This window comes from Cryobacterium flavum, from assembly GCF_900103805.1.
Taxonomy (GTDB): Bacteria; Actinomycetota; Actinomycetes; order Actinomycetales; family Microbacteriaceae; genus Cryobacterium; species Cryobacterium flavum.
This window is the reverse complement of the sequence record NZ_FNIB01000006.1, coordinates 20,097-41,649: the sequence shown is the minus strand read 5'-3', so window position 1 is coordinate 41,649 and position 21,553 is coordinate 20,097. Positions and strand designations below refer to the sequence as shown.

Annotated in this window: 16 protein-coding genes; 6 read left to right on the top strand and 10 right to left on the bottom strand. The window is 66.4% G+C overall.

Features of this window, described 5'->3' with window-relative positions; translation table 11 throughout:
* Positions 1 to 6 precede the first annotated feature (6 nt).
* The 6 genes from BLS91_RS09890 to guaB1 all read right to left on the bottom strand — a co-directional run bounded on the left by BLS91_RS09890 (position 7) and on the right by guaB1 (position 9,939).
* Positions 7 to 2,895, bottom strand: coding sequence for a cation-translocating P-type ATPase (locus BLS91_RS09890; protein WP_092340564.1), 2,889 nt, complete (start codon positions 2,893 to 2,895; stop codon positions 7 to 9).
* A 139-nt stretch (positions 2,896 to 3,034) separates the two neighbouring features.
* Entirely contained in the window at positions 3,035 to 4,267 is a 1,233-nt protein-coding gene (locus BLS91_RS09885; protein WP_092340563.1) for a glycosyltransferase 87 family protein, read from the bottom strand.
* 234 nt (positions 4,268 to 4,501) lie between these two features.
* Entirely contained in the window at positions 4,502 to 5,764 is a 1,263-nt protein-coding gene (locus BLS91_RS09880) for an NAD(P)H-hydrate dehydratase (protein WP_233206166.1), read from the bottom strand.
* Between the two features lie 141 nt (positions 5,765 to 5,905).
* Complete coding sequence (locus BLS91_RS09875; RefSeq protein ID WP_092340562.1) at positions 5,906 to 6,982, bottom strand: hemolysin family protein; 1,077 nt, start codon at positions 6,980 to 6,982, stop codon at positions 5,906 to 5,908.
* Positions 6,979 to 8,316 carry a hemolysin family protein gene (locus BLS91_RS09870; RefSeq protein WP_092340769.1) on the bottom strand — a complete coding sequence of 446 codons (1,338 nt, stop codon included), beginning with the start codon at positions 8,314 to 8,316 and terminating at the stop codon, positions 6,979 to 6,981. The genes BLS91_RS09875 and BLS91_RS09870 overlap by 4 nt, the downstream gene beginning before the upstream one ends.
* Positions 8,317 to 8,499: 183 nt before the next feature.
* Positions 8,500 to 9,939 carry a GMP reductase gene (gene guaB1, locus BLS91_RS09865; RefSeq protein WP_092340561.1) on the bottom strand — a complete coding sequence of 480 codons (1,440 nt, stop codon included), beginning with the start codon at positions 9,937 to 9,939 and terminating at the stop codon, positions 8,500 to 8,502.
* A gap of 181 nt (positions 9,940 to 10,120) precedes the next feature.
* On the opposite strand from guaB1, the gene BLS91_RS09860 reads away from it, so the two are divergent.
* On the top strand, positions 10,121 to 13,894 hold the full coding sequence (locus tag BLS91_RS09860; RefSeq protein WP_092340768.1) for a multifunctional oxoglutarate decarboxylase/oxoglutarate dehydrogenase thiamine pyrophosphate-binding subunit/dihydrolipoyllysine-residue succinyltransferase subunit: 3,774 nt from the start codon (positions 10,121 to 10,123) through the stop codon (positions 13,892 to 13,894).
* Between the two features lie 180 nt (positions 13,895 to 14,074).
* The gene (locus BLS91_RS09855) at positions 14,075 to 14,860 is read left to right on the top strand and encodes a VOC family protein (RefSeq protein WP_092340560.1); all 786 of its coding nucleotides are present in this window, start codon (positions 14,075 to 14,077) and stop codon (positions 14,858 to 14,860) included.
* 19 nt (positions 14,861 to 14,879) lie between these two features.
* On the opposite strand, the gene BLS91_RS09850 is transcribed toward BLS91_RS09855, so the two are convergent.
* Complete coding sequence (locus BLS91_RS09850; RefSeq protein WP_092340559.1) at positions 14,880 to 15,122, bottom strand: zf-HC2 domain-containing protein; 243 nt, start codon at positions 15,120 to 15,122, stop codon at positions 14,880 to 14,882.
* Positions 15,119 to 15,799 carry a sigma-70 family RNA polymerase sigma factor gene (locus tag BLS91_RS09845; protein WP_092340558.1) on the bottom strand — a complete coding sequence of 227 codons (681 nt, stop codon included), beginning with the start codon at positions 15,797 to 15,799 and terminating at the stop codon, positions 15,119 to 15,121. The genes BLS91_RS09850 and BLS91_RS09845 overlap by 4 nt, the downstream gene beginning before the upstream one ends.
* Before the next feature lie 105 nt (positions 15,800 to 15,904).
* On the opposite strand from BLS91_RS09845, the gene aroA reads away from it, so the two are divergent.
* Genes aroA through bcp form a run of 3 tightly spaced genes read left to right on the top strand, consistent with a single transcriptional unit; the run spans position 15,905 to position 18,914 of the window.
* Positions 15,905 to 17,266 carry a 3-phosphoshikimate 1-carboxyvinyltransferase gene (gene aroA / locus BLS91_RS09840; protein WP_092340557.1) on the top strand — a complete coding sequence of 454 codons (1,362 nt, stop codon included), beginning with the start codon at positions 15,905 to 15,907 and terminating at the stop codon, positions 17,264 to 17,266.
* Entirely contained in the window at positions 17,267 to 18,409 is a 1,143-nt protein-coding gene (gene rsgA / locus BLS91_RS09835; RefSeq protein WP_092340556.1) for a ribosome small subunit-dependent GTPase A, read from the top strand. It begins immediately after the preceding gene.
* Between the two features lie 25 nt (positions 18,410 to 18,434).
* Positions 18,435 to 18,914, top strand: coding sequence for a thioredoxin-dependent thiol peroxidase (gene bcp / locus BLS91_RS09830; RefSeq protein ID WP_092340555.1), 480 nt, complete (start codon positions 18,435 to 18,437; stop codon positions 18,912 to 18,914).
* Positions 18,915 to 18,955: 41 nt separating this feature from the next.
* Here the strand turns inward: bcp and BLS91_RS09825 are convergent, their stop codons facing one another.
* The gene (locus BLS91_RS09825) at positions 18,956 to 19,330 is read right to left on the bottom strand and encodes a hypothetical protein (RefSeq protein WP_198412709.1); all 375 of its coding nucleotides are present in this window, start codon (positions 19,328 to 19,330) and stop codon (positions 18,956 to 18,958) included.
* A 268-nt stretch (positions 19,331 to 19,598) separates the two neighbouring features.
* Here BLS91_RS09825 and BLS91_RS09820 point away from each other — a divergent pair, with 268 nt between their 5' ends.
* Positions 19,599 to 19,847, top strand: coding sequence for a WhiB family transcriptional regulator (locus BLS91_RS09820; protein ID WP_035837005.1), 249 nt, complete (start codon positions 19,599 to 19,601; stop codon positions 19,845 to 19,847).
* Positions 19,848 to 20,047: 200 nt separating this feature from the next.
* On the opposite strand, the gene BLS91_RS09815 is transcribed toward BLS91_RS09820, so the two are convergent.
* Positions 20,048 to 21,541 (bottom strand): sensor histidine kinase, encoded by a 1,494-nt coding sequence (locus tag BLS91_RS09815; RefSeq protein WP_092340553.1) that lies wholly within the window; start codon positions 21,539 to 21,541, stop codon positions 20,048 to 20,050.
* Positions 21,542 to 21,553: the final 12 nt, after the last annotated feature.

The window sequence follows — 21,553 nt, the reverse complement described above, 5'->3', positions numbered from 1 at the left end:
GACTCCTTAGATGTGATGGTCTGAGCTGGGATTGCGCGCACTGCTACTCGGGGCCGGGCCGCGCCGATGGCGGACCCGCGACCGCACCAGGAACTTACCGATTTCCTCGACCCAGAGCGCGGAAGACCCCACCAGCACGGCCAGGCCCCAGTGGGATGCAGTGAGTTCTGTGGTGTCGAAGAGCCCCTGCAGAACCTGGAGCTGCACCACACAGATCTGCAGGATGATCACGGCCGCCAGGGCGACCCAGATGCTCCGGTTCGTCAAGGTCTGGATCGAGAATACGGAGTGCGTGTCCGAACGCACGTTAAGCAGATTGAACACCTGGTAAAACACGAACGTGGTAAACGCCAGGGTGCCGGCGAATGCCGCATCATCGGCCCTGTCCGGGAACACGACCGGCGCAAGGGTCAGGACGGCGATGGTGCCAGCGGCCATGACAATCCCCAACCCGAGGATTCGGACGAGCCGACCTCGGGTCAGCAGCCGTTCATTGGCCGGGCGAGGCTGTTCCAGCATCGTGCCCGGCTCCGCCGCATCCACGCCGAGGGCGAGCGCGGGCGGGCCGTCCATGATGATATTGACCCAGAGGATCTGCAGGGCGGTGAACGGCGCACCGCCGGCCAGCCCGGTGACGCCCGCGATCAAAAAGATGAGCACGAACCCCCACGCTGTGGTGAGCTGGAATCTCACGAACTTCAGGATGTTGGCATAGATGCCGCGGCCTTCTCTGACCGCCGCCACGATGGTGGCGAAGTTGTCATCGGTGAGGATCATATTTGCTGCGCCTTTGGACACATCCGTCCCGGTGATGCCCATTGCGATACCGATGTCGGCCTGCTTCAGGGCCGGGGCATCGTTGACACCGTCCCCGGTCATCGCCACGATATTGCCCCCCTGCTGCAGAGCCTTGACCATTCGAATCTTGTGTGCCGGGGTGACCCGCGCCAACACGCCGTAACCGGCAGCACGTCGGCCAAGCTCGCCGTCGTCCAGTTTGTCCAGGTCCGGACCGGACGCGGCGTCGCCGGGAATGCCCAAATTCTTGGCGATGGCCGAAGCCGTGATCAGGTGATCACCCGTGATCATGTGGACTTGGATGCCAGCTCTCCGCGCCACGGCGATGGCCTCGGCAGCCTCGGCACGGGCAGGATCGACAATTCCCACGATTGCGTAGATCGTCAAACCGGTGACCATGGCTTGCAACGATTTCTCGTCGTCTGGGAGAACGGCGTCAAGCCGCCGCCCGGCGATCATGAGTGTGCGCAGGCCCTCCCCGGCCAGTTTCTGGACGGCAGCGTGGATCCGTCGGCGATGTTCCTCGGTGATCGGCCGGATTCCTTGCGCGGTGAGTACCGAATCGGCCAGCTGCATCAGCGCGACCGGGGCCCCCTTTGCCAGACACTGGTCGACGGTCAGCGGCGCGGACGGGTTCGAGTTGGGCGTTGTCGACGCCAGCCGGTGGAAGGTGGCCATGTATTTGTACTCAGAATCGAACGGGACCTCCGCCACGCGCGGGTGAGCTTGCCGGGCTGCTTCAACATCGAGACCGCCCTTTTCGGCCAACACGAGCAACGCACCTTCCGTCGGATCTCCCACCAGCCTGCCGTCACGGATGACGGCATCGTTGCACAGCGCCATCGCCAGTAACGCCTCGGTCAGGTCGGGCACCGGCAGGTCCTCCGGGGTCAAAATTTTTCCGTCCGTCGCATAGCCCTCGCCGGTAACCAGAAAATCGTGTCCGTGAATGTGTAGGCGGTGTGCCGTCATCTCGTTCATGGTCAGCGTGCCGGTCTTGTCCGTGGCGATATGGGTGACGCTGCCCAGGGTTTCCACCGCCGAGAGCTGCTTGAGAATGGCCCCACGGCCCGCTAGCCGAGCGGCTCCCATCGCCAGAGTGAAGGCGACGACCGCCGTGAGTCCCTCTGGAATTGTCGCCACGGCCAGCGACACCGCGGTGATCAGCAGGTCGGACCACGACTGCCCACGGATGAGACCCAGCACAAAGACAACGGATACCACGAGCAGGGCCACCACGGTCAGCATCTGTGCCAACTGGTCGATCCTCTTTTGGAGGGGGGTACGTTCGCCCTTCACCTCGCTGAGCAAAGCCGCAATTGCACCGACCTCTGTGCGCATACCGGTAGCGGTGACGACCATGGTGGCCCGGCCACGGGTGACCTCGGTGTTCATGAAGACCATGTTGTCGCGGTCGCCAGGCGGCAGGCTCGCAACCGTGAGGGCACGCGTCGTCTTGCCGACGGGTTCGGATTCTCCGGTCAGTGTGGCCTCGGCCACCTGCAACCGCGATTCTTCAACGATGCGGCCGTCGGCCGGAATGGAGTCCCCGGCATCGAGCAGAACAATATCTCCGGGCACCAGTGCGGACCGAGGAACCTCCAGCTCGGTGCCGTTACGGCGAACCACCGCCGTTCCCGCAGACATAGTTCGCAACGCCTGGAGGCTGTTTTCGGCCCGTCGTTCCTGCAGATAATTCAATGCCGTGTTCAGGATGATCACCGCGAGGATAACGACAGGCGTCTCCCATTCGCGTGAGACGACGGCGCTCACCACCGCGGCGATCACCAGCACGAGCGTCATTTTCTCCGCCAATAAACGGATGATTTTGCGCCAGGCCGGTACCCTTCTGGGCTCGGCCAGGACATTGGGTGCGTACTCTTCCTGTCGCGCCTCAACCGAGCCGTCCTGCAGACCGGCACCGGGATCAACGTCCAACATCGTGGCGACGACCGTGGCAGAGAGGGTATGCCACGCCACGGGCTTCACTGCGGGCTCAGCACTGACACCAACGGCCGGTGACGGGCGGGATCGAGAACTCACAAGAATGCTCCTGAATACCGGTGGAGGTCGATAGCAGCACTGCGGGTGCGCCATTGAGATCAGCAGCCCCGCAAGCCACCACGACCGTGGAATCCAACAACGAGTATACGAGCGTCTCGTCAGAGGTCTATGAGGCTCCTCGCCTGATCGACGCCTGATCCGGCTTCGAGGGGTGCACCTGGAGTCGGGGTGGTTAGCCAGGCCGGATTCGCGCGGGCCTCGGCCGGTAGAGCGCCCCGATCGCCCAGCCGAGCAGCACGAACTCGAGCAGGTTGCGCAGGGTCAACACGAGCACCATAAGCGGGTTGGCCACGAGCAGCCAGTCATACAGGTAGGGGTAGACGACCTGGGTGAGGGCGGCGAGCGCGAGCCCGAGCAGCGCCGGTGTACGCCAGGCCCGGCCGCTCTGCGCGAGTCCCAGAATGATCGGTGCGGCCAGCCAGCTGATGAACTGCGGCGACCCCACCTTGTTGAACGCGATCAGGGTCACCGTCAGCGCGAGCGTCAGCGGCGGCAGCATCGCGAGCCATCCAGCGCCCATGCGTTGGGCGCGTACGCCGAGGAGCAGCACGGCAGCGGCAGCGGCCGCCAGCAGCGGGGTCATCAGAACGCTCAGGACGGTGGTGCCGGTGCCGGCGACCTGAAAGGTAAGAATCTGATGGTCGTAGTAGACGAAACTGCCCGGCACGCCGAGCGCGGCCTGCCAGAGCCAGGGCACGGCGACGGGCGATTCGATCTGGATCCCCCGGCCGGCCTGCTCCGCCACGAAACTCAGCACGTGAATTCCGCTGCCGCGGGCAAGGCTGAGCGCCGCGGCCACGGCCACGACCGCCGCGGTGACGGCGGCGGCGACCCCGAGCATCCGCCAGCGTTGTTTCGACGCCACGAACAGGGCGGCGAGCACGGCGACCGGCCAGATCTTGATCCAGGTCGCGATCGTGAGCAGGGCCGTGCCCCAGAACGGGCGCCGGCGCAGCCAGAGCAGGGCCACGATGACGAGGGGCACCGTGATCGCGTCGATGCGCACGAGCGCGATGGGGCCGAGCAGCGCCAGAAAGAGCAGCCACCACCAGGCCGCGCTGCGGTGTTCGCGCACGAGCACGACAAACGCCCCCGCGTTCAGCGCCGTCACCAGCGCGAACCAGGTGGCGAGGTAGGCCGGGCCGCCGAACGCGAACGCGGCGAAGATCGGCAGGAGGGCGAGCAGCGGGTAGACGAAGTTTTCGGTGATTCCCACGATGCTGCCGGCGGCCGCGTTCTCGGCCCAGCCGCGGTAGACCACCTCGACGTCACCGAGCGGATACCCCGGCCCGAACACGGCCAGAAGAATCAGCAGCAGGTGCACGAGAGCGAAGGCCGACCACAGTGCGGCGAGGGGATGCCGCCGGGGTCGCTGACCGCTACCGGTCTCGTCGTGAATTCGCACGCTTTACTTTCGCACAGCCGGCCGTCGTGCGGGACCAGCCGGCGCATCCGTCATATTTCGTCGAATTGGCGGTCAGTCGGCCTAAAAGGTCGCTGCGACGCTCGACGCCCTGCGGTCCGACTGCAGGTTAGCGGTTCATGCCGAACAGCGGTTGGCCAGGGCGGCCACACCCCAGTGCCGCACCCGGGACTTTCTCGCCCGCATTCCGCTTTAGCGACTGAGGCTGCGGGTCGCCTAGCGCGCGCCGGGGTCGGCCCAGTGATCGAGCAGCGCGGCGACGGCACGCGGCACGGCATCGGCGATGTCGAGGGCTGCAATCGGGCCGCCGGCGGAGGCGAGCATCGCCGCTTCGGCGTGCAGGAGCGCGGCGGTGGCGGCGAGCGGGGCGAGGGAGGCGGCATCAGTTTCGAGCTGGTCGGAGTGGGTGGCCAGGAGCGCACCGAGAATGCCGCCGAGGACATCGCCGGAGCCGGCCGTAGCCAGCCAGGCCGGCCCGGTCGACACGGTCAGGCGGGCGCCCGACGGCGACGCTACGTGGGTGACGGCACCCTTGAGCAGCACCGTCACGTCGAACAGGCGCGCGGCGCGAATGGCCCACTCCCCCGGGTTGGCGGCGATCTGGGAGGCCGAACCGGGCTTGGCCTCGTGCGCGAGCATAGCGGCCAGCTCCCCAGCGTGCGGGGTGATCACGGTCGGACCGATCGCCCGGGAGACCAGATCGAGGGCGCCGGCGTCGAGAACGGTGGGCAGGCCCTCCGCAAGGGCTTCCGTCAGGGCTGTGGTGACGGCATCCGTTCTGGTGCTGGCGTTGATACCGGAGCCGAGCAGCCAGGCCTGCACCCGACCGGGCACGGTCACGATCTCGGGGCGGCGCTGCAGCACGAGGGTGGCGGCGCGGCGCGGCCCGAGGTAGCGCACCATGCCAAGGCCGGTGCGCACGGCCGCGTCGACGCCGAGCACCGCGGCGCCCGGGTAGTCCTTGGAGCCGGTGCGCACGCCGAGGACGCCGCGCGAATACTTGTCGTCGCCGGCCTGGGGCCGGTAGACCCAGTCGCGGGCCTGTTCGGCCTCCCATTCAAGCCAGCCGCGCGGTTTCACCATGCCTCCACGATAGGTCGTTTTCGGTCTGCTCGCGGGCCCACCGCCCGGTCGTCCGCTCGTTCGCCCCGGCACGGGCGATGGCGAGTCAGTCGCTGATCGTGGAGCTCTGCGAGCCCTCCCGCTCCCGGCTTCGCTGCGGCCGAAGGCGACGGTCTGCGACACGCAGATGATGTTGCCCTCGGTGTCCTTGAACCAGGCCGCGCGATCCGCGCTGGTCGTGGCGATGCCGTTCTCGGTTTCGTACACCACGATAGCGGCGCCCTTCGGGGTGCGGTAGAGCAACCCTTCCACGCGTTCCTCATCGGGTTCCATGCCGAGCACGTCTCTGTAGAAGCGCCGGGCACGCGCCAGATCGCGCGCGGGAAGCACCGAGTAGGTTTCCAATTGGTTTAACATGAGCTTTCCCTTTCTGCACTTTCATAGGTGAATGTGCATTTTTCAGGGAACATTTACGCCCGCGTCGACGTCTTGGCAAGGCGGGAGCAGCATCCGCTTGCCGTTGACGCGAGCACGTCTAGGCGGTCAGAAGCTGCGGGGCTAGTCGCGACGCGTGGCGTCCTGCACTTCGCCGACCAGCTCCTCGATGATGTCCTCCAGAAAGAGCACCCCGGTGGTCTCGCCCTCGGCGGTGAAGGACCGCGCGAGGTGCGCGCCCGAACGCCGCATGGTGGCGAGGGCGTCTTCAAGGTCGGTGTCTTCGAAGATCGAGATCAGGGCACGGATGCGCTTGGCCGGGATCCTTCCCGCGTAACTGTCTGGCACGGCCAGCGTTGCGGCATAGGCCGAAGCCGCGGCAACATCGAGGTCGAGCACGTCCTTTAAGTGCACGTAGCCGGTGAGATAGCCCTCAGTATCGGCGAGCACGTAGCGGGAGAATCCGTGGCGCGTCACGGCCTTCTCGACGTCGGCCGGCGTGGCCGATTCCGGCAAGCTAACCAGCTTGCCGAGAGAGACCGCCACATCGCGCACCTTGAGGTTGGTGAACTCGAACGCGGCGCTGAGCGCTCCGGTTCCATCGCTCAGCACGCCCTCGCGGGTGGACTGGGTGACGATCGTGGCAACCTCGTCGAGGGTGTACGCGCTCGTCGCCTCGTTCTTCGGCTGCACTCCGAACAGACGCAACACACCGTTGGCACAGGCGTTGAGTGTCACGATCAGGGGCTTGAATACCCGGGCCACGAACACCAGCGGCGGCGCGAGCAGCAGCACGGCGCGGTCCGGCACCGAGAAGGACAGGTTCTTCGGCACCATCTCACCGAACACGACGTGCAGGTAGGAGACCAGCAGCAGCGCAACGACGAACGCGATGGTGCCGATTGCGCCGTCCGGCAGACCGGTCAGGCCCAGCGGCACCTCGAGCAGATGGTGGATCGCGGGTTCGGACACGTTCAAAATGAGCAGCGAGCACACGGTGATGCCCAGCTGCGAGGTTGCGAGCATCAGTGTCGCGTGTTCCATCGCCCACAGCGCGGTCTTCGCGCTGCGCTTGCCGGCTTCGGCGAGCGGTTCGATCTGCGAGCGGCGGGCCGAGATGACGGCGAATTCCGCCCCGACGAAGAAGGCATTGGCTGCGAGGAGCACGACCAACCAGGCAAGTCCGGCCCCGTCGCTCATTTGTCGCTCACCTTCTTTCGATCGGATTTGGTGTCAACGGCCAATGCGGGTTCCGGCACAGCCTCCGGCGTGAAGCGCAGCCGGTCGATGCGGCGCCCCTCCAGTCGCTCAACGGTGAGGAAGCCGCCGTTGACCGGAACCCGATCACCGATCACCGGCAGCCGGCCCAGCTCGCTCATGACGAAACCGGCGACGGTCTCGTACGGGCCCTGCTCCGGCACGACGACGTTCGTGCGTTCGAGCAGTTCGTCTGGCCGGAGCATGCCGGGAAAGGTCAGGGAATCGGGCGAGCGCACCACGCCGGCGCGAGCCCGGTCGTGCTCGTCGGCCACCTCGCCGACCAGTTCCTCGACCAGGTCTTCGAGGGTGACGACACCGGCCGTTCCGCCGTACTCGTCGACAACGATCGCCATCTGGTAGCTGCGGCCTCGGAGTTCGCTGAGCAGGTCGTCGAGCTTCATGGTCTCCGGCACGCGAACCGGGTCGGTCTGCAGGGCCGACACCGGGACATCCGCTCGCCGGGCGCGCGGCACGGCTACCGCCTGCTTGACGTGCACGATGCCCACGACGTCATCGACGCTTTCGTCGACGACCGGAAACCGCGAGTAACCGGTGGAGCGGGCGAGGTCGATGACGGCCTGCGCCGAATCGGTGCGGTGGATGCTCGCCACCCGCGGCCGCGGCGACATAACGTCGGAAGCATCGTGTCCGGAGAACAGCAGCGTGCGGTGCAGCAGGGTCGCGGTGTCCTTTTCGAGCAGTCCGGCGCTGGCCGAGCGGCGCACCAGCGAGGAGAGTTCCTCGGCGGTGCGGGCGCCGGAGAGTTCTTCCTTGGGTTCAATGCCGATGGCGCGCAGCAGACCGTTGGCGCTGTTGTTCAGCACCAGCACGGCCGGTTTGAACACTGTCGTGAATACGGTCTGGAACGGGATCACCAGGCGCGCGGTCTGGATGGGCAGGGCGAGCGCGAAGTTCTTGGGAACCAACTCGCCGATGACCATCGACACCAGGGTCGCGGTGACAATGGCGATCGTGGTGCCGAACAGCGGAACCACATCGCCGGGAAGCCCGATCGTGATGAGCGGGGCGCGCAGCAGCGACGACAGGGCCGGCTCGATGGTGTACCCGGTGAGCAGGGTGGTGAGGGTGATCCCCAGTTGCGCGCTCGAAAGGTGCGTCGAGGTGATTTTCAGCGCGGAGATGGTCAGTGCGAGGCGGGTCTCCCCGCGACCCTGTCGCGCTTCGAGGTCGGCGCGGTCGAGATTCACCAGGGCGAACTCACTGGCGACGAAAAGGCCCGTTCCGACGGTGAGGATGAGGCCGAACCCGAGCATGATCAGCTCAGACACAGGCAACACCGCCAGCTCCTAGCGGCGAGGGTTTATGAGAAGACGGTTCAGCGGTGGGAGGGTCATCCATTATTCATCCGAGTATACCGGGCGCATCTGACACTCGCCCGGCGACCAGCGGATGCTGCCCCCGCGAAATACCGGCGCCCCAACAGCGCGATCGCAGCCCTACCAGGAAACGGGAAGCGCCTTGCCCTCTTCGTAGCCGGCCGCCGACTGAATGCCCACGAGAGCCTTCTCGTGAAATTCGGCCACGGTGGTAGCCCCGGCGTAGGTGAACGAGGAGCGCACGCCCGAAGTAATCATGTCGAGCAGGTCCTCGATCGACGGCCGCAGCGGATCAAGGTAAATCTTCGAGCTCGAGATTCCCTCGGCGAACAGGGTCTTGCGGGCGAGGTCGTACGCGTCGAGGCGTTCGAACCGGGCCTGTACGGCCTTGGTCGAGGCCATTCCCCAGCTTTCCTTGTAGAGCGCGCCATGGGCATCCGTATTGAGTGTGCCTGGCGCTTCGGCGGTTCCGGCGAACCAGGAACCGATCATGACGGATGCCGCGCCGGCGGCGAGTGCCAGCGCCACGTCCCGCGGGTAGCGCACCCCACCGTCGGCCCAGACGTGAGCGCCGAGTTCGCGGGCGGCGGTGGCCGTTTCGAGCACGGCCGAGAACTGGGGCCGACCGACGGCCGTCATCATGCGGGTGGTGCACATGGCGCCGGGGCCGACACCGACCTTGACGATGGTGGCGCCGGCGCCGACCAGGTCGCGCACGGCGTCCTTGGTCACGACGTTGCCGGCTACGATCGGCAGTCCGAGGTTCAGGTCGGCGACGATGCCGAGCGCGCGCAGCATGCCGTCCTGGTGGCCGTGGGCGGTGTCGATCACCAGAATGTCGACGCCGGCCGCGGCGAGCGCGCGGGCTTTCGCCGCGACGTCACCGTTGATCCCGATCGCCGCAGCCACCTTGAGCCGTCCGTGGCCATCGAGGGTGCTCTGGTAGAGCGTGGAGCGCAGCGCGCTCTTGCGACTGAGGGTTCCGACCACGACGCCGTGGTGCAGTACCGGGGCGAAGTCGATGTCGGCCTCGGTCATCAGGTCGAACGCGCGACGCGGCCCGTCGACGTCATCGGCGTCGAGCGCGGTTAGTTCACCGTGCAGCAGATCGCCCAGGCGAGCGTCGGGCAGTGCGGTGGCCAGTCGGCTGGCGGCGATGCAGCCGAGGTAGTCACCGGTACCGGAGTGGATCACGATTCCCTGCCCGGGAACGGCCGGAACCTGCCGCAACGCCCGCTCGACGGTGTCGTCGGGCGCGAACACGAACGGCGTGTCGAAACGAACCGATTGGTCTTTTACCCAGCGGATGGCCGCATCCAGGTCCTGCAGGTGCATGTCCTGCGGCAGCACCCCGAGCCCGCCACGCCGCGCCAGAGAGGCCGCCAGACGCGGCCCGGTGACCGAGTTCATATTGGCCGAGACGATAGGTATCGTGGCGCCTGTGCCGTCATCCGGGGCCAGCGAGACATCTAAACGGCTGGTGACGGCCGATTGGCCGGGCACCAGGAACACGTCAGAGTAGGTCAAATCGTGGCTGGGCGTCGTTCCATAGAACTGCATACCAAGAACGCTAGCCGCTCAGTGGGGTGTTTATGGCCCGGCGGGATGGGATTAGGCTAGATGGGCAGACTGACCTGGCGGTCGACATCGTCAGCGACAGACTCACTGAAAACGCAGATTGACCCGGCGATTGACCCGCCGAGGGCATCCAAATTCAAAGCAGAGAGTGGGCGATCCCACGGTGTCAGGCCAGGTAACCGGTGGAGCTTCTGACGAGACAACGTCAGGCGAATTCGGAGCAAACGAGTGGCTCGTTGACGAATTGTACGAACGATATTTAATCGACAAGCAGTCGGTGGATGAATCGTGGTGGCCGGTGCTCGAGAGCTACCACCAAACCGCGAACGCTCCGGCGGCAGCGCAGTCGGCGGCGCCGGCAGCATCCGCTCCCCCGGCCACACCGGCACCGGTCGCACCCGTTGCAGCGGCGCCCGCTGCAACGCCGACCGCAGCCCCCGTACCCGTCACCGAGAACCAGCCGACGGCCCGCACCACCTCGAGTGCGCCCAAGCCGGCCCCGGTTCCCGCCGACGCTCCCGTGACCAGCCCGCAGGCCGTCGTCGTCGACGACTCGGAGCCGGTCAAGCAGGACAAGGTCGTTCCGCTGCGCGGCATGGCGAAGTCGCTCGCGACCAACATGGTCACCAGCCTCACCGTGCCGACCGCCACGAGCGTGCGTACCATTCCGGCCAAGCTGCTCATCGACAACCGCATCGTCATGAACAACCACATGAAGCGAGCTCGCGGCGGCAAGGTCTCCTTCACCCACCTGATCGGTTGGGCGCTGATTCGCGCGCTCAAGATGTTCCCCAGCCAGAACGTCTACTACAACGAGGTCGACGGCAAGCCCTCCGTCGTCGCCCCCGCCCACGTCGGCATGGGGCTGGCCATCGACATGCCCAAGCCCGACGGCACCCGCGCCCTGCTGGTTCCGGCCATCAAGCGCGCTGACACGATGACGTTCGGCGAGTACCTCGCCGCCTACGAAGACCTCGTCACGCGCGCACGCCAGAACAAGCTCACCGCCGACGACTTCGCCGGCGCGACCCTGTCGCTGACCAACCCGGGCGGCATCGGCACCGTGCACTCGGTGCCCCGCCTCATGAAGGGCCAGGGCTGCATCATCGGCGCCGGCGCCCTCGACTACCCGGCCGAGTTCCAGGGTTCGAGTGTGAAGACGCTCACCGGCCTGGCCATCTCCAAGACCATCACCCTGACCAGCACCTACGACCACCGCGTCATCCAGGGTGCCGGTTCGGGCGAGTTCCTCAAGATCGTGCACGAGCTGCTCATCGGCCAGCACAACTTCTACGAAGAGATCTTCTCGGCCCTGCGCATCCCGTACGACCCGATCCACTGGGCACCGGACATCAGCGTCGACCTCGCCAGCGCCGTCGACAAGACCGCACGCGTGCAGGAACTGATCAACTCGTTCCGCGTGCGCGGCCACCTGATGGCCGACATCGACCCGCTCGAGTACTCGCAGCGCAGTCACCCCGACCTCGACATCGCCACCCACGGCCTCACTTTCTGGGACCTCGACCGGTCCTTCGTGACCGGCGGTTTCGGATCCCAGCGCCAGATGCTGCTGCGCGACATCCTCGGTGTGCTCCGCGACTCCTACTGTCGCACCACGGGCATCGAGTACATGCACATTCAGGACCCGGCCCAGCGCAAGTGGGTGCAGGAGAAGATCGAGAAGTCCTACGTCAAGCCCACACACCACGAGCAGATGCGCATTCTCGCCAAGCTCAACGAGGCCGAAGCCTTCGAGACGTTCCTGCAGACCAAGTACGTCGGTCAGAAGCGGTTCAGCCTCGAGGGCGGCGAGTGCACCATTCCGCTGCTCGACACCATTTTGCAGGGCGCCGCAGAGCAGGGCCTCGACGAGGTCGCGATCGGCATGGCCCACCGTGGCCGCCTGAACGTGCTCACCAACATCGCCGGCAAGACCTACGGTGAGATCTTCCGCGAGTTCGAGGGCACGCAGGATCCGCGCACCGTGCACGGTTCCGGTGACGTGAAGTACCACCTCGGCACCATGGGAACCTTCCGCGGTGAAGACGGCGCCGAGATTCCGGTGTCGCTCGCCGCGAACCCCTCGCACCTCGAGGCCGGCGACGGCGTGCTCGAGGGCATCGTGCGGGCCAAGCAGGACCGCAAGCCGATCGGCACCTTCTCCACCCTACCCATCCTCATTCACGGCGACGCCGCGATGGCGGGCCAGGGCGTTGTGCTCGAAACCCTGCAGATGAGCCAGCTGCGCGGCTACCGCACCGGCGGCACCGTGCACATCGTGGTCAACAACCAGCTCGGTTTCACGACCCTGCCGCAGGATGCCCGCACCAGCGTCTACGCGACCGACGTCGCCAAGACCATCCAGGCGCCGATCTTTCACGTCAACGGGGATGACCCGGAGGCCGTGGTTCGGGCCGGCGAGCTCGCGTTCGCCTACCGCCAGGAGTTCAAGAAGGATGTCGTCGTCGACCTCATCTGCTACCGCCGTCGTGGCCACAACGAGGGCGACGATCCCTCGATGACCCAGCCGCTGATGTACAACCTGGTCGAAGCCAAGCGCAGCGTGCGCAAGCTCTACACCGAAGCGCTTGTCGGCCGTGGTGACATTACAGAGGAAGAATACGAAGCCGCCCACCGCGACTTCCAGGACCGCCTCGAGCGCGCCTTCATGGAGACGCACGCCGCGCAGACCGCTTCGATTCCGATCATCACCCCGGAAATGGCCGCCACAGCCAAGGCCGACGCCGACGCACAGGCCCGCGAGGACGCTGCCGGCGAGCCGGAGACGACCGGTGTTCCCGAAAGCGTCATCCAGCTCATTGGCGACGCGTTCAACAACAAGCCGGCCGGTTTCACCGTGCACAACAAGCTGCAGCAGCTTCTGCAGAAGCGCCTCGACATGAGCCGCAACGGCAACATCGATTGGAGCTTCGGCGAACTGCTCGCTCTCGGCTCACTGCTGGTCGAGGGCACCCCGGTGCGCTTCGCCGGACAGGATGCCCGACGCGGCACGTTCGTGCAGCGTCACGCCGTTCTGCACGACCGGGTGAACGGCCAGGAATGGCTGCCGCTGGCCAACCTCAAGGACAACCAGGCCCGGTTCTGGATCTACGACTCGCTGCTGAGCGAATACGCCGCCATGGGCTTCGAGTACGGCTACTCGGTGGAACGCGCCGACGCCCTCGTGCTCTGGGAGGCGCAGTTCGGTGACTTCGCCAACGGCGCGCAGACCATCATCGACCAGTTCGTCTCCTCCGCCGAGCAGAAGTGGGGCCAGCGGTCATCCGTTGTGCTGCTGCTTCCGCACGGTTACGAGGGTCAGGGCCCCGACCACTCGTCGGCCCGGATCGAGCGGTTCCTGCAGCTGTGTGCCGAAGAGAACATGACCGTGGCGCGCCCGTCGACGCCCGCATCGTACTTCCACCTGCTGCGCCGCCAGGCGTACATGCGCCCGCGCCGCCCGCTGATCGTGTTCACGCCCAAGTCGATGCTGCGCCTGCGTGGAGCGACCAGCGCCGTGGCCGAGCTCACCAGCGGCAAGTTCGAGACGGTCATCGACGATGCCCGCATCCAGGACAAGAACGCCGTGAAGCGCGTCTTGTTCATGGCCGGCAAGATCTACTACGACCTGCTGAACGAACTCGAGAAGAACCCGAACCCCGAGATCGCCCTCGTGCGCGTCGAGCAGTACTACCCGCTGCCCGCCGTTGAACTGAAGAGCGTGGCCGCCCAGTACCCGAACGCCGAACTCGCCTGGGTGCAGGACGAGCCGGAGAACCAGGGAGCCTGGCCGTTCTTCTACCTCGAGACCAACAAGCTCGGCCCGCGCGCCATGCGGCTGTTCTCCCGCCCCGCGTCGGCCTCGCCGGCTGCCGGGTCGGCCAAGCGTCACGCGATCGAGCAGGCCAAGCTGCAGCGCGACGCCCTGACGCTGTAACGGTCACAGCAACTTAGGTAGCAATGGAGGGTGACGTTGTCACCCTCCATTGCTGTCTGCGCGGCTGTCTGTGGTCGCAGATGGCAGCATCCGCTTGCCGCGTTTGAGCGGATGCGGGTCGGCTGGCGTTGCGATTGTCCGCCGACGGTTCTAGGCTCGCAGGCAACCCGAGGAGAGATCATGCCCCTTCGCACCGAAAACCGGCTCGGGGAGCCGTGCTGGATCGACCTTGTGACGCGCAACCCGGCCAAGTCGATTGCGTTCTACGCCGCGCTGCTCGACTGGCGGGCTGTCGAGACCGGCGCTGGGAGCGGCCGGTACACGATGTTCTTTCACGGCGATGCCGCCATCGCCGGTTTGACCGCCCAGGACCCCTCGAGCGGCAACCGGGATTTCTGGACCACGTACCTCGCGACCGACAGCGTCGACGAAACGGTTCGGGCCGCGCGGGCTGCGGGAGCTGCCGTGCTCGCCCCGCCGCAGACGGTCGGTGACCAGGGACGCCTGGCGGTGCTGACCGACCCGGCCGGCGCGGCCGTCGGAGTCTGGGAGGCCGCCGGCCACCGGGGCTTCGGTGCCGACAATGAGATTGGAACGCCGGTCTGGCACGAGCTGATCACCCGCGATTTCACGGCCGCGATCGCCTTCTACGAGGAGGTTTTCGGCTGGACGCCGATTCCGCTCAGCGACACAACCGACTTTCGGTACAGCACCTTCGGCCACGACGAATCGATGACCGGCGGGGTGTACGACGCCGACGCCATGCTGCCCCCGGGAGTACCGTCGAACTGGCAGGTCTATCTCGGCGTCGCCGATGTGCGGGCATCCGCGGCACGGGCGACGGAGCTCGGTGGCGCCGTGCTGCGGGAGCCGTGGGATTCCGACTTCGGAACCTTCGCCCAGATAGCGGATGCGACAGGTGCCGTCTTCCTGCTCGGGCAGGTGGAACCGTCACCGCGTGCCTGAGACGCGCGCCTCAGGTGCTCTAGTGCGAGGCCTGCAGCGCGCGGAGCTTCAGCAGAACCTGGTCGCGCAGGTCTTCCGGCGCGGTCTCCTTGCAGGCGCGCTGCATGACCTCGGTCAGCGTGCGCCCAACCAGGTGCTCGCTGCTGCAGTCGGTGCAACTCGCGAGGTGCTCCCGAATATCGGCCGCATCATTCTTGCGAAGTTCGTTGTGCAGGTATTCCTCGAGTTCGGCCTTGGCCTTCTCGCAACCACAATCGGTCATTTGTCTGCGCTCCTGGATGTCTTCTGGCCCTGGCCCATGCCCAGCCCGCGCTCAACCGCATAGCCGGCCAAGAGCTCGCGCAGGAGTCGCCGGCCTCGGTGCAGGCGGCTCATTACGGTGCCAATGGGGGTTTTCATGATTTCGGCGATCTCCTGGTAGGAGAACCCTTCGACGTCGGCGAAGTACACGGCGAGTCGGAAGTCTTCGGGAATGGACTGCAGGGCGTCTTTGACAGCGCTGTCCGGCAGGTGGTCGATGGCCTCGGCCTCGGCCGAACGCCCCGACATGGCGGTGGTCGATTCGGCGCCGCCGAGCTGCCAGTCTTCAAGCTCGTCGATGGTGCCCTGGTAGGGCTCGCGCTGCTTCTTGCGGTATTGGTTGATGAAGGTGTTGGTGAGAATGCGGTACAACCACGCCTTGAGGTTGGTGCCCTGCTCGTACTGCGCGAACGCGGCGAACGCCTTCACGAAGGTTTCCTGCACGAGGTCCTGCGCATCGGAGGGGTTGCGGGTCATGCGCATGGCCGCCGCGTACAACTGGTCGAGAAAAGGCAACGCCTGGTCTTCGAACAGTCCGCGGGTCTGCTCGCGCAGTTCGGCCTTGGTCGGGGCAAGGGTTGTGAGTTCTGGGTCGCTGCTGGAAAGGTCTTCCGCGGAAACGGGCGTGTCTGAAGTCATCACGCGCAATTCTAAGCTGTTACCCACAGCCAGGGGTCGTTCCAACAACATTGACACCGTTACGGATCTCCCTCAGATTGTTATCACCGACTATTCTGATAACCGATGTTGATCTCGAGATATTCCAAGCCGGAGTTCGATCCGTACGGCGATAATTCGCCGACCGAAGAGGATGCCTGGTGGCCCGCGCCGACCACGGACGCACCGCTGCAGGCGGTGCTGGCCCTGCCGGGCTCGAAGTCGCTGACCAACCGGGAGCTGGTCGCATCCGCTCTGGCCAGCGAACCGTCCCTGCTGCGTTCGCCACTGCACTCACGGGACAGCGACCTTATGGTCGACGCGCTGCGTCAGCTCGGCGCCACCATTGAGGCTGTTCCCGGCACCGGCGCCTTCGGCACGGACCTGCGTGTGACCCCGCCGTCCGAGCTGCTCGGCTCGACCACGATCGACTGCGGGCTGGCCGGCACGGTGATGCGTTTCCTGCCGCCGCTGGCCGCCCTCGCCCTCGGCCCGACCACATTCGACGGGGATGCCGGTGCACGCCGCCGCCCGATGGGCCCCATCATCGGCGCGTTGCGCGACCTCGGCGGCGATATCAACGACGATGGCAAGCGCGCCCTGCCGTTCACCGTGCACGGCCGTGGAGCGGTCACCGGCGGCGCGGTGACCATCGATGCTGGCAGCTCCAGCCAGTTCGTCTCCGGGCTGCTGCTGGCCGGCGCCCGGTTCGACCAGGGGCTGCACCTGACTCACTCGGGCGAACGACTGCCCAGTCTGCCGCACATCGAGATGACCATCGAGGTGCTGCGCGCCCGCGGAGTCGACGTGGCCACTCCTGCCGTCGGCGAGTGGATCATCCCGCCCGGGCCGATCGCGGGCCGCACGGTCGACGTCGAACCCGATCTCTCCAACGCCGCGCCGTTCCTCTGCGCCGCGCTTGTGGCCGGCGGCAGCGTCACGATCACCGGCTGGCCGGCCGAGACCACCCAGGTCGGCGCCGACCTCGAACAGCTGCTTCCCCTATTCGGTGCGAGCGTCACCCGCACCGGCGACCGCCTCACCGTCACCGGCGGCGAGCGTATTGTCGGCGTCGAGCTCGATCTGTCCACCGGCGGTGAACTCGCCTGCACCCTCGTGGCCCTGGCAGCCCTCGCCGAGTCGCCCAGCACGATCACCGGCATCGGGCACATTCGCAACCACGAGACCGACCGCCTCACTGCGCTGGCCACGGAGATCAACCGGCTCGGCGGGAAGGTCACCGAGCTGCCCGACGGCCTCAGGATTGAGCCCGCTCCCCTGCACGGCGGCCAGTGGCTCAGCTACGACGACCACCGCATGGCCACCGCCGGAGCGCTGATCGGCCTGCGCATTGAGGGCGTCGACGTCGAGAACATCGGCACGACCGCCAAGACCCTCCCCCAGTTTCCCGAGCTGTGGCACGCGATGCTCACCGAAGCGGCGCTGTAGATGGCAGTGGAGCCGCCCGCCGGCGACCCCACCTGGGATGACGATCGTGGCCGGCCTCACGACTTGGCCGATTCCGGCGAGCTCTCCGGCGACCCCGGCGACACCTGGTGGGCTTCCGCCGACGACGACGAGCCCGAATTCGACGAGTCGAGCGTGCGCGTGCGTCCCGGCCGCAAGGGCTCTAAACCGCGCTCCAAGACCCGCCCGAGCCACGAGAACGCCTTGACCGGACGCATCCTCTCTGTCGATCGCGGACGCTACACGGTCATGCTCGACGAGAACCTGCCCACCGAGCGGCGCATCACGACCGCCAGGGCCAGCGAGCTGCGCAAGAACGCCGTCGTCAACGGCGACCGGGTCGACATCGTCGGCGACACCACCGGTGCCGAGGGCAGCCTGGCCCGCATCGTGCGCATCGTGCCGCGGGACACCCTGCTGCGGCGCAGCGCCGACGACACCGACGCCGTCGAGCGTGTGATCGTGGCCAACGCCGACCAGATGCTGATCGTGGTCGCTGCGGCCAACCCGGAGCCGCGCATCCGCTTGGTGGATCGCTATCTGGTCGCGGCCTACGACGCCGGCGTGAAGCCCATCCTGTGTATCACCAAGACCGACCTCGCCGACCCGTCAGCCTTTCTGGCCAACTTCGCCGGACTCGACCTGCCGGTGTTCCAAAGCGGCGAGGGCGGCATGCCGATCGAGGAGATCTCGGCGGCGCTGGTCGGCCACGACACCGTCTTCGTCGGACACTCCGGCGTGGGCAAGTCCACCCTGGTGAACGCGCTCGTTCCCGGCACCAACCGGGCCATCGGCGTCGTCAACACCGTCACCGGTCGCGGCCGCCACACGTCGTCGTCGACCGTGTCGCTGCGCCTACAAACGGATGCCGGCCGCGGGTGGGTTATCGACACCCCCGGCGTGCGGTCCTTTGGCCTGGGCCATATCAACACCGACAACATTTTGAAGGCGTTCACCGACCTTGCCACCATCGCCGAGCGTTGCCCGCGCGGCTGCACGCACCTACCCGGGTCGCCGGATTGCGCCATCATCGAAGCCGTTGAAGCTGGCGAGCTCGGCGACACCGGCCGAGTGCGCCTGGATTCCCTGCAACGCCTGCTCGCCACCTTCGCCCCCGCCCGCTGAGATACGACATCGATACGATGGAGGCATGACGGATTCAGCACGCCTTGCAGTCGGCGACACAGCCCCCCAGTTCACCCTGACCGACCAGGACGGGGCATCCGTTTCGCTGGCGGTCTTCGCCGGCAGCAAGGTCGTCGTGTATTTTTATCCGGCCGCCATGACCCCCGGCTGCACCACCCAGGCCTGCGACTTTCGCGATAACCTCGGGTCGCTCAAATCAGCCGGCTACCAGGTGCTCGGCCTGTCGAAGGATGCTCCGGCCAAGCTCAAGAAGTTTCAGGAGCACGACGCGGTGAATTTTCCGCTGCTAAGTGACACCGACCTTGAGGTTCACCGCGCCTACGGTGCCTGGGGAGAGAAGAACCTCTACGGCAAGCTCGTGACCGGCGTGCTGCGGTCTACCTTCGTGCTCGATGAGGCCGGAATCATCACCCACGCTCTGTACAACGTCAAGGCCACCGGCCACGTCGCGAGCCTGCGCAAGAAGCTCGGCATCGACGCCTGATCTGGTCGTCACGGCCCGAGGCTGCTGCAGCTTGAGCGGCGTCAGTCGGCTTCGGGCTCGGGTTCGTGACTGGTGGCGGCGACCACACGCGGATTGAAAACCAGCACGAGCACGACGATCGAGGGGGCCAGCAGCGCCCAGCCGACGTCGGGTCGGGCGTAGATGCCCTGAAAACAGCCGATAGCGATCATGACCTGCACGAGCTGCCAGGTCACGGCGGCGCCGCGAATCCACGGACGGCGGCGGAGCGCCCCGACGGTGATCGCGCTGACCCATACGGCAGCGACCACGGTGAGGGCTAACAGGGCCAGCGAGGCTCCGACGGAGTTCGGGGTGGCGATGAGCAGTTCGAGCACCCACCAGGCGCTGAAGGCCCACAGGGCGAGTGCTTCCACGGCGAGGAGCGCGATCAGCACCCCCAACATTGGGGCGCGTCGAAGTGCCCGGAGGTTAATCCAGGCTGGGCGCCCTGCACCAGAGCCGCTGTTCACAGCGAAAAGCCATACAAAACTATTGATTTGATACCTCTATTATGGGACGATATTTGAGGCCCGGTTGACGCTCACAGGGACGTGAGCTGTTTCAACGCGGTTATCGCGCAGATCCCACTTTCCTGCAACCGGCTATCACCCCTGCAACTCTGGCCAATCGGCCGTGCACCCATGTAATAAAAGGAGCATCCCTATGGACTGGCGCGATAAAGCTGCCTGCCTCACCGCTGACCCGGAACTTTTCTTTCCGGTCGGCAACACTGGACCCGCTGTGGACCAGATCGAGAAGGCAAAGTCGGTGTGCGCCCGATGCAACGTCACCGAGGTGTGCCTTCAGTACGCACTCGAGACCGGCCAGGACTCGGGAGTCTGGGGCGGCCTGAGCGAAGACGAGCGCCGCGCACTCAAGCGTCGCGCCGCACGCGCCCGCCGCGCTTCCTAGCGAGCCAGCACAACTACAGAACGCGAGCCTGCGGCCATCCGGTACTCCCGGAAGGCCGAGGGCTCGCTTTTTTGTGCCCGGCGAGCCGTCGCGCGCCGCGCCCACCTTATGAACATGGGCCCAGTTTATAAACTGGGCCCATGGACGGGGCCTGGGCCCCGTCCCGAAATTCGCGCAGAAACCCGCGCGACAGGAGGGAGCTAGCCCTCCTGCATGAAGCGCAGGGGGATCTCGATCGTGACCTCGGTGCCGCTGCCCATCATGGTGTGCCAGTCGATGGTGCCGCCCAGCTCGCCCTGAATGAGGGTGCGCACGATCTGCGTGCCGAGCCCGGAGCCGACCTTGCCCTCCGGAAGCCCGGCACCGGTGTCGCGCACCATCACCGTGAGGGTCTCGTCGCTGCGCTGCGCCTCGATCGAGACCTCGCCCTCCCGCCCGGCGAGGCCGTGCTCGACCGCGTTCGTGACGAGTTCGGTGAGCACGAGCGCGAGCGGCGTCGCGTACGCGCTCGGCAGGGTTCCGAAGCTGCCGAACGACTTCGGGTGCACCGTGGTGTTGTGAGCGGATGCCACCTCCACCGTCAACAGCAGCACCCGTTCAAAGACGGCGTCGAAGTCGACGATCTGGCTGAGCCCCTCCGACAGGGTGTCGTGCACCACGGCGATGGCCGCAACCCGCCGCATCGCCTGGGTCAGCGCCTCGCGTGCCCGGTCGGATTGGGTACGCCGGGCCTGGATGCGCAGCAGCGAGGCCACGGTCTGCAGGTTGTTCTTCACCCGGTGGTGGATCTCCCGGATGGTGGCATCCTTGGTGATGAGCTCACGTTCCTGGTGCCGCAGCTCGGTCACGTCCCTGGACAAAATGATCGCGCCGATGCGTTCGCCCCGGTTGCGAATGGGAATGGCTCGGAGCGACACGGTGACCCCGCGCGCCTCGATGTCGGTGCGCCAGGGCGCCCGCCCGGTCACGACGAGCGGCAGGGACTCGTCGACCACGGCGGTGCCGGTGAGCAGGCTCGTAGTGACCTCGGCGAGCGACTCTCCCTCGAGTTCCTCCGCGAAACCCATCCGGTTGAATGCGGAGAGCGCGTTCGGGCTGGCAAAGGTGGTGAGGCCGTCGACATCGAGTCGGAGCAGGCCGTCCGACGCGCGCGGCGCGCCACGGCGCGGCCCGGTCGGGGCACCGAGGTCGGGAAAATCGCCAGAGGCGATCATGGCGAACAGGTCGTTCGCGCAGTCGTTGAAGGTGAGCTCCTGACGGCTCGGCGTGCGCGCTTCACTCAGGTTGGTGTGGCGGGTGAGCACCGCAACCGGAGCAGCGGTCACTTCAGCACCGGTCGTGCTCAGCCGGCGCAACACCGGGATGGCCCGCACCCGGGTGGGAGTCTCCTCGTACCAGTCCGGAGCGTCGCGGTCGACGATCTTCGCCGTCTCAAAGGCTTCGGTGACCTGGTTGCGCCACTCCGCTTTGATGTGCTGGCCGACGAAGTCCCGGTAGAACAGCGTGGCGGCACTCGACGGGCGCGCGTGTGCGACCGCGACGAAACTCTCAGACGTTGTCGGAACCCACACGACGATATCCGCGAAGGCGAGGTCGGCCAGCAGCTGGCCATCCGCGACCAGCATGTGGAGCCAGTCCACATCTTCCGCGCTGCTGCGGCCCTGGGCAAGTACGAGATCACTGAGCGTCGACACTCTCCATAGCCT

Excerpts from the sequence above, each read along its gene's own strand:
- BLS91_RS09890 (WP_092340564.1), bottom strand. The coding sequence starts at position 2,895 with ATGGCGCACCCGCAGTGCTGCTATCGACCTCCACCGGTATTCAGGAGC.
- BLS91_RS09880 (WP_233206166.1), bottom strand. The coding sequence starts at position 5,764 with ATGTTAAACCAATTGGAAACCTACTCGGTGCTTCCCGCGCGCGATCTG.
- BLS91_RS09875 (WP_092340562.1), bottom strand. The coding sequence starts at position 6,982 with ATGAGCGACGGGGCCGGACTTGCCTGGTTGGTCGTGCTCCTCGCAGCC.
- BLS91_RS09870 (WP_092340769.1), bottom strand. The coding sequence starts at position 8,316 with ATGCTCGGGTTCGGCCTCATCCTCACCGTCGGAACGGGCCTTTTCGTC.
- guaB1 (WP_092340561.1), bottom strand. The coding sequence starts at position 9,939 with ATGCAGTTCTATGGAACGACGCCCAGCCACGATTTGACCTACTCTGAC.
- BLS91_RS09855 (WP_092340560.1), top strand. The coding sequence starts at position 14,075 with ATGCCCCTTCGCACCGAAAACCGGCTCGGGGAGCCGTGCTGGATCGAC.
- BLS91_RS09850 (WP_092340559.1), bottom strand. The coding sequence starts at position 15,122 with ATGACCGATTGTGGTTGCGAGAAGGCCAAGGCCGAACTCGAGGAATAC.
- BLS91_RS09845 (WP_092340558.1), bottom strand. The coding sequence starts at position 15,799 with ATGACTTCAGACACGCCCGTTTCCGCGGAAGACCTTTCCAGCAGCGAC.
- aroA (WP_092340557.1), top strand. The coding sequence starts at position 15,905 with ATGTTGATCTCGAGATATTCCAAGCCGGAGTTCGATCCGTACGGCGAT.
- rsgA (WP_092340556.1), top strand. The coding sequence starts at position 17,267 with ATGGCAGTGGAGCCGCCCGCCGGCGACCCCACCTGGGATGACGATCGT.
- bcp (WP_092340555.1), top strand. The coding sequence starts at position 18,435 with ATGACGGATTCAGCACGCCTTGCAGTCGGCGACACAGCCCCCCAGTTC.
- BLS91_RS09820 (WP_035837005.1), top strand. The coding sequence starts at position 19,599 with ATGGACTGGCGCGATAAAGCTGCCTGCCTCACCGCTGACCCGGAACTT.